The organism is Micromonospora sp. CA-259024 (assembly GCF_050936255.1).
Taxonomy (GTDB): Bacteria; Actinomycetota; Actinomycetes; order Mycobacteriales; family Micromonosporaceae; genus Micromonospora.
In genome coordinates, this window is record NZ_JBNJND010000002.1 from 1,284,265 (window position 1) to 1,296,809 (window position 12,545).

General features: G+C 72.2%; 11 protein-coding genes. 6 read left to right on the forward strand and 5 right to left on the reverse strand.

The features are described from left to right. Window positions 1–105: 105 nt before the first annotated feature. The 3 genes from ACQEUX_RS25380 to ACQEUX_RS25390 all read right to left on the reverse strand — a co-directional run bounded on the left by ACQEUX_RS25380 (window position 106) and on the right by ACQEUX_RS25390 (window position 3,036). Window positions 106–1,122, reverse strand: coding sequence for an ABC transporter permease subunit (locus ACQEUX_RS25380; RefSeq protein ID WP_433053168.1), 1,017 nt, complete (start codon window positions 1,120–1,122; stop codon window positions 106–108). Continuing rightward, window positions 1,119–2,129, reverse strand: a complete 1,011-nt coding sequence (locus ACQEUX_RS25385) for an ATP-binding cassette domain-containing protein (RefSeq protein ID WP_433053171.1) — start codon at window positions 2,127–2,129, stop codon at window positions 1,119–1,121. The genes ACQEUX_RS25380 and ACQEUX_RS25385 overlap by 4 nt, the downstream gene beginning before the upstream one ends. 121 nt (window positions 2,130–2,250) lie before the next feature. Beyond that, window positions 2,251–3,036, reverse strand: coding sequence for a DeoR/GlpR family DNA-binding transcription regulator (locus ACQEUX_RS25390; protein ID WP_433053174.1), 786 nt, complete (start codon window positions 3,034–3,036; stop codon window positions 2,251–2,253). A gap of 200 nt (window positions 3,037–3,236) precedes the next feature. On the opposite strand from ACQEUX_RS25390, the gene ACQEUX_RS25395 reads away from it, so the two are divergent. From ACQEUX_RS25395 to nagA, 3 genes are read left to right on the forward strand one after another with little or no spacing between them, the layout of a single operon-like run. Beyond that, on the forward strand, window positions 3,237–4,166 hold the full coding sequence (locus tag ACQEUX_RS25395) for an SIS domain-containing protein (protein WP_433053177.1): 930 nt from the start codon (window positions 3,237–3,239) through the stop codon (window positions 4,164–4,166). Continuing rightward, window positions 4,163–5,113: an ROK family protein gene (locus tag ACQEUX_RS25400; RefSeq protein ID WP_433053180.1), complete on the forward strand. Its 951-nt coding sequence runs from the start codon at window positions 4,163–4,165 to the stop codon at window positions 5,111–5,113. The genes ACQEUX_RS25395 and ACQEUX_RS25400 overlap by 4 nt, the downstream gene beginning before the upstream one ends. Further along, entirely contained in the window at window positions 5,110–6,219 is a 1,110-nt protein-coding gene (gene nagA / locus ACQEUX_RS25405) for an N-acetylglucosamine-6-phosphate deacetylase (RefSeq protein ID WP_433053183.1), read from the forward strand. The genes ACQEUX_RS25400 and nagA overlap by 4 nt, the downstream gene beginning before the upstream one ends. Before the next feature lie 302 nt (window positions 6,220–6,521). On the opposite strand, the gene ACQEUX_RS25410 is transcribed toward nagA, so the two are convergent. Continuing rightward, entirely contained in the window at window positions 6,522–7,733 is a 1,212-nt protein-coding gene (locus tag ACQEUX_RS25410) for a DUF4032 domain-containing protein (RefSeq protein ID WP_433053186.1), read from the reverse strand. A gap of 132 nt (window positions 7,734–7,865) precedes the next feature. Between ACQEUX_RS25410 and ACQEUX_RS25415 the strand changes: the two genes are divergently transcribed. Beyond that, complete coding sequence (locus ACQEUX_RS25415; RefSeq protein WP_433057123.1) at window positions 7,866–8,582, forward strand: phosphatase PAP2 family protein; 717 nt, start codon at window positions 7,866–7,868, stop codon at window positions 8,580–8,582. Window positions 8,583–8,592: 10 nt separating this feature from the next. Continuing rightward, a complete protein-coding gene (locus ACQEUX_RS25420) occupies window positions 8,593–9,840 on the forward strand; it encodes an APC family permease (RefSeq protein ID WP_433053189.1) in 1,248 nt (415 codons plus the stop codon). A 134-nt stretch (window positions 9,841–9,974) separates the two neighbouring features. Here ACQEUX_RS25420 and ACQEUX_RS25425 read toward each other — a convergent pair whose 3' ends face one another. Next, entirely contained in the window at window positions 9,975–11,942 is a 1,968-nt protein-coding gene (locus ACQEUX_RS25425; protein WP_433053192.1) for a potassium channel family protein, read from the reverse strand. 95 nt (window positions 11,943–12,037) lie between these two features. Here ACQEUX_RS25425 and ACQEUX_RS25430 point away from each other — a divergent pair, with 95 nt between their 5' ends. Continuing rightward, the gene (locus ACQEUX_RS25430) at window positions 12,038–12,526 is read left to right on the forward strand and encodes an MSMEG_6728 family protein (protein WP_433053195.1); all 489 of its coding nucleotides are present in this window, start codon (window positions 12,038–12,040) and stop codon (window positions 12,524–12,526) included. Window positions 12,527–12,545: the final 19 nt, after the last annotated feature.

Here is a 12,545-nt window from a genome sequence, read left to right on the forward strand (position 1 = left end):
ACGCTCAGCCTAACCAGGCTCGACCAGCGTCGCAGCAGCCGGCGCGGCCGGTCCCGCGCCGCCGGGAATCCCGACGACCGGACCGGCCGCGTCGCGTCGCTTCGGTCAGGAGATGTCGCGGCGACGCATCGCCCAGAGCGCCGCGCCGAGGATCACCACCACACCGACGGAGAGCAGTGCGGAGGACTGCTGCCAGGTGATGTCCAGCGTGGCCGGTTTGCACTCCCCGTAGTAGGTCGCGTTGCAGGCGTTCCAGTCCTGCAACGTGACCTTCTTCGTCATCCACGCCAGCGCGTACGTGGGCAGCAGCCATGCCTCGGCGAACCGTACGCCCGCCATCGACAGCAGGATGCCCAGGCCGAACTGGCCGACCACCATCACCGCCACGACACCGCCGAGGGCCATCGCGGTGTGCCGACCCAGCGAGGCGAGAGCGAAGCCGATGGTGGTGAGCACCAGCACCAGCACCACGCCGCGCAGCCCGGTCAGGGCGAACGACTGCCAGACCCCGGAGGTGACCTTCTCGGTACTGCCCCGGAACGTGGCGATCGCCCAGAACCCGGCGAACCAGAGCACCGCGGCGGGCAGCGTCACCGCCAGGATGCCGGTGAGCAGCGCGGCCAGCTTGGTCAGCAGTACGGTGAGCCGCTTCGGCCGCCAGAGCAGCAGGTTCATCATGCCGCCGGTGCTCCACTCGGCACCGACGAAGGACGCGCCGATCACGAACCCGACCAGGGCGAGGATCGCCGCGAACGGAATCAGCGTCTCGGCGAACGTCTCCCGGAAGTTGAACGTCGAGGGCAGGAACCACTCGGCCTGGATCTGGTCCCGGGGCGGTGGCGCGATCATCGAGCAGTCGTCGGGGTAGCGGCCCTCGTTCCTCGTGCCGGCTGTCTTGGCCTGCTCACACGCGATGCGCTCCTGCTCGCTCCACCGCACCTGCTCCTGGTACTGCTGGTCGGCCTGCCGCTCGGCACGGGCGAGCTGGTCGGCGTCGATCTTCTGGTTGGTGAGGAACACCCCGGCCACCACCGCGGCCAGCACCAGCAGGCCGAGCAGCGTCATGTAGCGGGTGAAGCGCCGCTTGGTGAGCCGGCGCAGCTCCGTACGATAGAGGCTCACGCGCCCCATCCTCCCCCGGTGGCGCCGGGCTGTCCCGTCCCACCGACCTTCATGGACTCGTCGACCTGCCGGTGCTGGCCGGGTACCGGCGCGGTGGCGGTCAGTTCGAGGAAGACGCTCTCCAGATCGACGGCGATCGGAGCCAACTCGCTGACGTAGAGGTTGTGCTCGGCGAGCAGCCGCGTCACGGAGGCCGGCTTGTCGACCCCGGCCAGCATCAGGTGGTCCGGGTGCCCGGTGACCCGGATCCCCGCCCGGGTGAGCGCCTCGGTGGCCGCCGGCAGGTCGCTGACGGCTTCCAGCCGGATCCGGACCGCGCCGGACGAGTGCTGCGCGAGCACCTCGTCGACCGGGCCGAAGGCGACCCGCCGGCCCAGCGAGATGATGGTGACCGAGTCGCAGATCAGCTGGATCTCGCCGAGGATGTGGCTGGACAGCACCACGGTCATCCCGGATTCGGCGAGGTTGCGCATCAACGTGCGCATCTCCCGGATGCCGCCCGGGTCGAGGCCGTTGGCCGGCTCGTCGAGGATGAGGAGCCTCGGGTTCTTCAGCAGGGCCGAGGCGACGGCGAGCCGCTGCTTCATGCCCAGCGAGTACGTCTTGACCCGCTCGCCGGCCCGGTCGCGCAGCCCGACGAGTTCCAGCACCTCGTCGACCCGGGTGGCCGGCACCTCGCCCGCCCCGGCCAGCAGGGAGAGCGTGTCCCGTGCGGAGAAGTGCGGGAAGAACTGCGGGCTCTCCACGATCGCGCCGACCTGACCGGCGACCGTGGGCAGCGCGTCGGGCACCTCGTGCCCGAGCAGCGCCATCCGGCCGCCGTCGGACCGGATCAGGCCGAGCAGGGTCCGCAAGGTGGTGGTCTTGCCAGACCCGTTGGGGCCCAGGAACCCGTGCACCTGCCCCGCGTCGACCCGCATGTCGAAGCCGTCGAGCGCGTTGCGGGTGCCGCGTCGACGACTCTTGTACGTCTTACGTAGACCTTCGATCTCCAGGACAGCTGGCAAGCTGCACCTCCCCCGATGGGTGGGCGTGACAGCCGACACCATACGCGGTATGCAGGCCTCCGCAATACGCGGTATGCATTGACGCGCCGAACGGGCTATTTCATCGACGGAACGTGACCACTCAGGCGCAGATGACCTGCACGCCGGCCGCGCGGAACGCGTCCACGACCTCCGGGGCGGCACCGGAGTCGGTCACCAGCGTCTCCACCCGCTCGACCGGGCAGATCCGGGCGAAGGCGTGACCCCCCAGCTTGGACGAGTCCGCGATGATCACCACGCGCTTGGCGCGGGCCACCATCAGGTTGTTCATCGCCGCCTCCCCCTCGTGATGGGCGGCGGCACCGAGCTGCGGGTCGATCGCGTCCACGCCCAGCAGGGCGACATCCAGGGTGACCTCGCGCAGCAGCGCCCCGCCCAGCGGGCCGACCAGTTCGAACGACTTCGGGCGAACCACCCCGCCGGCCACCACGACCTTCATCCGAGACCGGACCAGCAGCTCGTTGGCGATGTTCAGCGCGTTGGTCACCACGGTGAGCTGAGCACCCTCGGCACTGGTGTTCAGGTCGGGTCGGACGGCGAGCGCCCTCGCCACCTCGGTGCTGGTGGTGCCGCCGTTCAGGCCGACCACGGTGCCCTGCGTGACGAGCGCCGCGGCGGCCGCGCCGATCCGCTGCTTCTCAGCCGAGTGCTTGGCCGTCTTGTAGCGCAGTGGCAGGTCGTACGAGACGCCGTTGGCGACCGCACCGCCCCGGGTCCTCGTGATCATCTGCTGCTGGGCGAGCTGATCGAAATCCCGCCGGATGGTGGCCTGGGAGACGTCCAGCCGCTCGGCCGCCGCCTCGACGCTGACCCGGCCGTTGTCGGTCAGCATCTCGAGCAGGGCGTTCCATCTGGCGTACCGGTCCACCGCGGGGGCCCTCCCAGTGACTGCACGGACGGTGATTGATTGCGTGCACACTAGTGCGCGAAACTAGGCTGGCGCAAAAGACTGACCTGCGCGATCGGCTGGTCGGTTGCCACGGCCACCCGCGCTCGCGCAGAATAACGCGCGAAATGCGGGTCTAACGAGCCGTATTGCGCACCAGTCGCCCCTGCAAGGAGTTTCCCATGGCGTACGTGGACGCGGAGATCGCGAGCCAACCCGACTGCTGGCGGGAGGCGGCCGAACTGGCCGACGTCGTACACGGTGACCTCCCGCGCCCCGGTGAACGGGTCGCCGTCGTCGGTTGCGGCACGTCATGGTTCATGGCGATGGCGTACGCGGCCCGCCGCGAGCAGGCCGGCCAGGGCGAGACCGACGCCTTCCAGGCGTCCGAGTTCCCCGCCGGGCGCCGCTACGACCGCTTGATCGCGATCACCCGCTCGGGCACCACCACCGAAGTGCTGGAGCTGCTCGCCGCGCTGCACGGCCGGACGCCCACCACCGTCATCGTCGGTGATCCGGCTTCCCCGGCGGTCGATCTGGCCACCGCCGCCGTGACCATGCCCTTCGCCGACGAGCGGTCGGTCGTGCAGACCCGTTTCGCGACCACCGCGTTGGCCCTGCTCCGGGCCCACCTCGGCGACCCGGTGACCGCGCTCGCCGCCGACGCCGAAGTGGCGGTGCGCTCCCCGCTGCCGATCGACCCGGCCACCATCGGGCAGGCCACCTTCCTCGGCCGAGGGTGGACGGTCGGTTTGGCCCAGGAGGCAGCGCTGAAGTGCCGCGAGGCGGCGACGTTCTGGGCGGAGGCGTACCCGGCGATGGACTACCGGCACGGGCCCATCTCGGTCGCCGCGCCCGGCCGGCTGGTCTGGGCCTTCGGCGAGCTGCCCGAGGGGCTGCCCGAGGACGTGGCCGCCACCGGCGCGGCCTTCGTGCACAGCCGCACGCACGGTTGGCGCACGGTGCTGGGCAGTTGGTCCGCCGGTCGCACCCCGGTCGACCCGATGGCCGACCTGATCCTGGCCCAACGCTTCGCGGTCGCGCTGGCGACCAGCCGGGGCCTCGACCCGGACGCGCCCCGACACCTGACCCGGTCAGTGGTGCTGGCGTGAACGACCGCGTGGTCGTCGCGCTGGACGTCGGCGGCACCGGCATGAAGTGCGCCCTGGTCCGACCGGACGGCGTCGCGGTACGCACCGAGCGGCACCCCACCGACGCCGCGCGCGGCCCAGCCGCCGTGATCGCCACCATCCTGGACGTGGCCGACGGGCTGGCCGGCAAGGCACGCGCCGACGGGCTCACCCCGATCGCGGTCGGGATCGCCGTGCCCGGCGTGGTGGACGAGGCGCGGGGAGTCGCGGTCTGGTCGGCGAACGTGGGCTTCCGGGACGTACCCCTGCGGGACCTGACGGCGACGCGGCTCGGCCTGCCCACGGCGCTCGGCCACGACGTGCGCGTCGGTGGCCTCGCCGAGGCCCGGCTCGGTGCCGGGCGCGGCACCGGGCACGTGCTCTTCGTAGCGATCGGCACCGGCATCGCGGCGGCGCACGTCGTCGACGGCACGGCTGCCGTGGGCGCCCACGGTGCGGCCGGGGAGATCGGCCACATCCTGGTCCGGCCCGACGGCCCACGCTGCGGCTGCGGTCGACCCGGGTGTCTGGAGGCGGTCGCCTCAGCCGCCGCGATCGCCCGTCGCTATGCCGAACTGGCCGGCGGGACGGCCGGTGCTCCCGTGTCGGCGGCCGAGGTGGCCGAGCGGGCCGCGGCCGGCGAGCCGTGCGCCGTCCGGGTCTGGCAGGAGGCGGTCGAGGCGCTCGCCGACGGCCTCGCCACCGGCCAGGCGCTGTTCGACGTGGCGACGATCGTGCTCGGCGGCGGCCTGGCCCAGGCAGGGGACCGGCTGCTGACCCCACTGCGGGCGGCGCTGCACGAGCGGATGACCTTCCACCGGGAGCCGCGGCTGGTCGCGGCAGCCCTCGGCGACGAGGCCGGTTGCCTCGGCGCCGCCCTGCTCGCCCTGGACGCCATGGGTGTCCGTGACCATCAGGAGAAGCGATGACCGTACGGGTGAACGGCCGAGTGGTGACCCCGACCGGCGTGATCCGACAGGGCTGCGTCGAGTGGGACGGGGATCGGATCACCGCGGTGGCCGAGTATCCGTCGGTCCGTGACGGGCACTGGATCCTGCCCGGTTTCGTCGACATGCACACGCACGGCGGCGGTGGCCACACGTTCACCACCGGGGACGCCGACGAGGCCCGGGCGGCGGCCGACTTCCACCTCGCCCATGGCACCACCACCCTGCTGGCCAGCCTGGTCAGCGCACCCTTCCCGCTGATGCGCGCTGCCACCGAGGCGTTCGCACCACTGGTCGACGAGGGTGTGCTGGCGGGCGTCCACTTCGAAGGGCCCTACCTCTCCGCCGCCCGCTGCGGCGCACAGAACCCGGAGTACCTGCGCGACCCGTCGACCGACGAGCTGACCGAGCTGATCGAGCTGGGCCGGGGCACCATCCGGATGGTCACCCTCGCCCCGGAACGCGACGGCGCGCTGGAGGCGATCAAGCTGCTCACCGCGCAGCGGGTGGTGGCGGCGGTGGGCCACACCGACGCCACGTACGAGCAGACCCGAGCCGCGGTCGCCGCCGGCGCCAGCGTCGGCACCCACCTGTTCAACGGCATGCGGCCGGTGCATCACCGCGAGCCGGGCCCGGTGGTGGCCCTGCTCGACGCGCCCACCGTGATCTGCGAGCTGGTCGCCGACGGGGTGCACCTGCACGACGGCACGCTGACCTTCGCCGCCGCGACCGCGGGCCCGGACCGGGCCGCGCTGATCACCGACGCGATGGCCGCCGCCGGGATGCCCGATGGCGAGTACGAGCTGGGCGGGCAGGCCGTCACCGTGGCCGCCGGGGTGGCCCGGCTCGCCCGCGACGGCGCGATCGCCGGCAGCACGCTGACCATGGACGCCGCGCTGCGGCACGCCGTGACCGCCGGCATCCCGATCGCCGACGCCGCGCGAATGGTGGCTACCACCCCGGCGCGGGCCATCGGCCTGGGCGACCGTGTCGGTGCCCTCCAGGTGGGCCTCCGCGCCGACCTGGTGGTGCTGGACGCCGACCTGAACGTGGTTCGCGTGCTGCGCGGAGGCTCCTGGGTGGAGTGACACACGTTTCGCTGCCCGCGCCCAGCGGGCGTTGCGGCGTGGACCCCGGCCGAACACCGACCGCGTCCTGACCGGCCTGGGTTGCACCCCACCCGACGGTTCCTTTGAAGCTGAATCGCTGACGACATCACCCGATCGCGACACCGCGCGATCGAGACACCGCGACACCGTGCGGTAGGCCCGGCACACGACGAGGCGGTTGTGCGCTGAATCGTTTGCGACATCAGCTCCAAAGGCAACGGCCGCACCTAGCCAGGGGTGCCGAGAAGGCGACGGGCCCAGGGCGGCACCGCGAGCGCGGGTCAGCCGGCGGTGGGGACCTCGACACCGAGGACGGCCTGCTCGTCGGGGCGGTGCACCAGCACGTCAGCCAGGTACGACTGGACCGCGTGGCGCATCCCGACGTCCCGGTCGGCCCGCTCGGAGAGCAGCCACTTGTGCTCGATGATCTGCGCGAACAGCTCCTGCGGCTCCAACTTGCGACGCAGGTGCGCGGGAACGGCCCGGACCACCGGCTCGAAGACCTCGGTGAGCCACCGGTGCGCCGCCTGCTGCTCGTCGGTCAGGTCGCTCTCCGCCCGGTAGGCATCCAGGTCGTTGAGCAGCTTGCGGGCCTGGTTCTCCTCGGCGTCCAAACCGGTCAGCCGCAGCAGCCGCCGGGTGTGGTAGCCGGCGTCGACGACCTTCGGCCGGACCAGGTAGCGCCCGTCGTCGATGGTCGACATGGCCACCTCGGCCACGTCGAAGCCCAGCTCGTTCAGGCGGCGGATCCGGCCCTCGATGTCGTGCCGGGCCTCCCGCTCGACGGCCTGCTCGTAGGTGATCTCGTGCCAGAGCCGCTCGTAGCGCTGCACGACCTCCTCACAGACCACCTCCGGGTCGATGGACTCGTGCAGCAGGCCGGCTGCCTGCAGGTCCAGCGCCTCACCGAAGATGTTCACCCGGGCGATCTCCAGGTCCTCACCGCGCTGCCCGTTGGAGAGCGAGTTGTGCAGCGCGCCCGTCTCCGCGTCCACCAGGTAGGCGGCGAACGCGCCCGCGTCCCGCCGGAACAGCGTGTTCGACAACGAGCAGTCGCCCCAGAAAAAACCGGTCAGATGCATCCGCACGATCAGAGCGGCAAGCGCGTCGAGCAGCCGGCTCATCGTCTCCGGCCGCAGGGTGTGCGAGAAGAGCGCCCGGTACGGCAGAGAGAACTGCAGGTGCCGGGTGATCAGCACCGACTCGAGGGGCTCCCCGTCCTCGGTCTGCCGGTCGGCGACCACCGCCACCGCCTCGACCGACGGGAAGTCGATCCGCTCCAGGGATCGGAGCAGGTCGTACTCCCGCTCGGCGATCCGTTCGCGAGTCTCCTTGAACGCGTAGACGTAGTCACCGAGCCGGACGAACCGGACGATGTGTCGGGAGATGCCCTGCGGCAGGGCCACCAGATGTTGGGCAGGCCACTCCTCCAGCGGTGTCGACCAGGGCAGGTCGAGCAGCGCCGGGTCCACGAGGGCAGACGTGATCCGCACGGGCACAAGCATGACTGGTCGCCCCCCGAATCCGCCTCACATCGTGGCTGGGCACACAGCACGGGACGCCACGGCCGCGCGCCGGGCCGGTAGCGTGGTCCCGTGCTCAAACCCACGGCGGTACGACGTGACCTGCGGCTACGGCCCGTCCGACCGGCCGGTTGGTGGTTCGACGCGCTGCTGCTGGTCGGGTTCGGCGCGTTGACCCTGGCCCTGGCCGGAGGTGCGTTGCTCGGTTTGGACCTCGCCGTCCGGGAATGGGCCTACGCCCACCACCCGGCGCCGATCTACTGGACGGCGCGGGTGTTCAACTTTCTCGGGCAGGGTGGCTGGCTGCTGATGCCGCTCTCTGGAGCGCTCGCCGTGGCGGTGGCCTGGCGGGCCCGCACAGTCCGGCCGCTGCTGCTGGTGGCGGGGGCGTTCGTGCTCCTGTACCTGACGGTCGGGCCGCTCAAGGTCCTGACCGACCGGGCCGCGCCCAGCTCGGATCTGCCGCCAGCCCAGTCGGTCCGGATCTTCAACGACCTGCCACCCACCGAGTACGACCTTTCCTACCCGTCCGGACACGTCGCCAACGCGATCGTCTGGTACGGGGTGATGGCCGTGCTGCTGACCGCGCTGACGGCCGGGCGGCTGCACCCGACACTGCACCTACTGATCCGATGTGCCCCGCCGGCGATCCTGCTGGTCACCACGACGTACCTGAACTTCCACTGGCTCACCGACGGCGTGGCGGCCCTGCTGCTCGGGCTCTTCCTGGACCGGCTGCTGCACCGGGTGCCCTGGGACGACGTGCCGCTCCCCGGCCGGCTACGCGCCTGGGACCGCCCGTTCACCTCGTACCCCTAGGGTTCGTTCCGTGGATCAACTGGCGCGGCGGCTCGGCGTACCCGATTCGGTTGTCATCGGGTTGGGTTCGATGCTCGGCGCGGGCGTCTTCGTGGTCTTCGGCCCGGCCGCGGCGGCGGCCGGCGGGTCCGGCCTGCTGCCCGCGCTGGTGCTGGCCGGCTTCATCGCCTTCTGTAACGCGACCAGCTCGGCGCGGCTGGCGGCCCGTTACCCCGAGTCCGGCGGCACCTACGTCTACGGCCGGGAACGCCTCGGCCCGTTCGCCGGGTTTCTGGCCGGCTGGGGCTTCGTGGTGGGCAAGACCGCGAGCTGTGCGGCGATGGCGTTGACCATCGGGGCGTACCTGTGGCCGGGTCAGGCCCGGCTGGTCGCGGTCGGCGCGGTGCTCGCGGTGACCGCCGTGAATCTGCGCGGCATCGGCAAGACGGCCACCGTGACCAGAGCGCTGGTCGCGCTGGTGCTCGCGGTGCTGGCCCTGGTCGCGGTCGTCGGTGTGGTGGGTGGGCCGGTGCACCTGGATCGGCTGGCCGACCCCGGCGGCTCCGCCCGCGGCGTGCTCACCGCCGCCGGGCTGCTCTTCTTCGCCTTCGCCGGGTACGCCCGGATCGCCACGCTCGGCGAGGAGGTCCGCGACCCGCAGCGGACCATTCCCCGCGCGGTGCCGCTGGCGCTCGGCGTGGTGCTCGCGATCTACCTGGTGCTGGCCGTGATCACGCTCGGCGTGCTCGGTGCCGACCGGCTGGCCGGTTCCGCCGCGCCCCTGGTCGACGTGGTGACCGCCGCCGGGCTGCCCGGCCTGGCCTGGGTGGTCCGCGTCGGGGCCACGATCGCGGTCATCGGGGTACTGCTCTCCCTGGTCGCCGGGGTGGGCCGCACCACACTGGCGATGGCCCGCCGCCGCGACCTGCCCGGCGCGCTGGCCGCCGTGCATCCGGTACGCCAGGTGCCGCACCGCGCCGAACTGGCGGTGGCCGCCGTGGTGATCCTGGTGGTCGTGCTCGGTGACGTGCGGCAGGCGATCGGTTTCTCCAGCTGCACCGTGCTGGTCTACTACGCGATCACCAACGCGGCGGCGCTCACCCTGGGCCGGGACCCGGACCGGCGGATTCCGGTCCGGGTCCTCGCCGGCCTGGGCCTGGCCGGCTGCCTGCTGCTCGCGGTCAACCTGCCGCTGGGCAGCGTCCTCGCCGGCTTCGGTGTGCTCGCCGTCGGCGCCGCCTGGTACGCGCTCCGGCCTGGTCAGCGACTCAGTCGCTGATAGCGGCGCACAGTCGCGGACCGCCCACGGCGATCTCACGCCCGTCGGCCAGCACCACCTGAGTCGGCCCCAGGATGCGGAAACGCATGACACCGATTGTCGCTCAGGGGAAACCGGCGGCGTTCAAACGACCTCTAGTCATCTACGCGGGCCCCGGCGTCGCCTGTCGGCGGTCGGGCGCCGTCGAGCGGCGACAACGGGGCCGGACCCGGATGAGCCGCACCGGGAGCCGCGGCAGCGACCTCCTGACCGGTCGGTCCCCGCAGTGACTCGGGTGCCGCCGGCAGGACCGGTTCGGGCCCGGGCACCGAACCGACGTGACCGTGCGGCATCGGCACCCTCCCCGGGGCGGGCGGGGCACACTGCCTGGTCAACCAGTCCAACCCGCGCCGACGGGCGACGACGGTGAGTCGGTCGCCCGCGAAGATCACCTGTCGGGGGTCGAGGTCCTTCCACCAGATCGTCTTGGCACCACCCGCCGGGGTGCGGGCGATCAGCCGGACCTGCCCGTCCCGGTTGACCGTGTCCAGTGGCCGGCCGTCGAGATCGGAGCCCGCGGCGACCGGCACCTCGGCGACCGGCAGCGCGTGCCGATCGACCGGAATCGTGGTGATCACCGCGCGTTCGGTGAGCGCCCCGATGAAGGCCGGCGCGGCCAGGTAGGAGACCGACCGGGACACCCCGAGGGCGAAGGTCTCCTCCACCCGTTCGGCGAGGTCACCGTCGAAGAGCCGCAGCACCACCCGCAGGTCGTCACGGAGATCGCGGGCAGCGAGCGCCGCCTCCAGGTTGGCCACGTCGTCGGTGGACGCCACCACCAGCGCCTGGCAGTCGGCCACCGACGCGGCGACCAGCGTCTCCGACAGCGCGGCGTCACCGACGATCAGCGGCACCTCCAGTTGGCGTGCCAGAGCGGCGCCGCGCGGCTCCGGATCCTTGTCGATCGCCACCACCTCGACGTCGTACTCGCGGAGCTGTGCCATCACCCGGGTGCCGACGTTTCCCAGGCCGATCACCACCACGTGCCCGGCCCGGGCCGGTTGCAGCCGGCCGGTATGCAGGGCCAGTCGGGCGTTGACGATGCCGTCCACCACGACGGCGGTGATCAGCGGTATCAGCGCCAACCCGGCCAGGTTGAGCACCACCTGCATGATCTGCGCGTCGGCCGCCTTGTCGGTGTCGGGATCGGCGCCGCTGAGCGTGGTGACCAGCGTCAGGTACAACGCCTCCAACGGGGAGACGTCCTCGGCACGGGAGATCAGAGCCCCCAGCACCGCGATCAGCGCGAGCACCAGCATCACGGCGACGCCGATCTTGCGGGTGGCGAAGCCACGCACCGCGCGCAGCAGCATCGCGGCCGGACGACGTCGTTTACGGGCCCGGACCAGCCGACGGGCGGCGACCTCGGTGCCCGGCGGCTGCCCGGTCGCCTCGGCGAGCACCAGGTCGGCGCCAGCCTGCTCGAGCGGCAGCAGCTCCACCCTCTGCGCCTCGGTGAAGTGCGCCAACGCGCAGACCACGTCCTGCGGTCGGACGTCGGCCCGCCGCGCCACCCGCAGCGTCTTGTCCCGGTGTTGGAAGGAGCTCGGGTCGACCTCGCCGAGCGCGGCGGCCACGAACGCCGGCGCGGCCATCTCGGCGTCGGAGAGCACCTCGACCGGCGCCTTGACCAGCTTGCGCACACCGTCGGCGAGGGTGCCGTTGAACATCCGCAGCACCTGGCGGACCCGCTGATCCACGGCCTGGGCGCAGAGCGCGGCATGCAGGTTGCCCACGTCGTCCTGGTGCAGCAGGGCCAGCCCGGCCGCCCCGGCCAGGCCGGCGGCCTCGAAGGTGGCCACGTCCAGGCGATCCGAGCGGACCACCCGGACCCCCCGCAACCCCGCCACGTCGGGGCCGTTGCTGCGGTAGCGCTCCGGGACCACGACGGTCACCCGGGCCCCACCCGCCGGCAACTCGGATTCGAGCATCGCCCGGGCCACGTAGTAGGCGAGCGCATCCCGCCCACAGATCACGTAGTGCGGGCGCGGATCACCAGCGGAACGCAGCCGCCAGTTCCACTCGACCGCCCGTCGCGCCCGGTCCCGCCACGGCTCCGCCATGCCCGGATCGTAATCAGCACGGCCCCCCTGGGCGACCCCGTCCGGATCATCCCTCGACCAGGCATGCTGGCCCCGGCTACGGGTAGAGCAGCGGCATGCAGACGTTCCTCCCGTACCCGGGCTTCCTGGCCAGCGCCCGCACGCTGGACCAGAGGCGGCTGGGCAAGCAGCGGGTGGAGGCGATCCAGGTGCTGCGCGGGCTCACCCGACCCGGGTACGGCTGGCGCAACCACCCGGCGGTGAAGATGTGGGCCGGGTACGAGGAGGCGCTCACCCGCTACGGGCTGGACATGTGCGCGGTCTGGACCGAACCGGGGCGGGCCGACACCTGCGCCACCACGATGACCGTCGACCTCGCCGCCGCCTGCGGGGCCGGCGTCGTACGGACCCAGGACGATCTGGCCCGGGCCGGTGAGCTGCCGCCGTGGCTGGGCCGTGACGACCTGCACCTCAGTCACCGCTCGTCGCTGCTGCGCAAGGATCCCGCGCACTACCGGCCCATCTTCGGCGACGACGTACCGGATGATCTGGAGTACGTCTGGCCCGACTCCGACCGCCCCCGCCTCTGCTTACCGCCCGACTGACCCGAGGGTGCGGCAGACT

Bases quoted from the DNA above. Each gene is read 5' to 3' on its own strand.
- ACQEUX_RS25395 (WP_433053177.1), top strand. From the start codon at position 3,237: ATGGCGTACGTGGACGCGGAGATCGCGAGCCAACCCGACTGCTGGCGG.
- nagA (WP_433053183.1), top strand. From the start codon at position 5,110: ATGACCGTACGGGTGAACGGCCGAGTGGTGACCCCGACCGGCGTGATC.
- ACQEUX_RS25425 (WP_433053192.1), bottom strand. From the start codon at position 11,942: ATGGCGGAGCCGTGGCGGGACCGGGCGCGACGGGCGGTCGAGTGGAAC.
- ACQEUX_RS25430 (WP_433053195.1), top strand. From the start codon at position 12,038: ATGCAGACGTTCCTCCCGTACCCGGGCTTCCTGGCCAGCGCCCGCACG.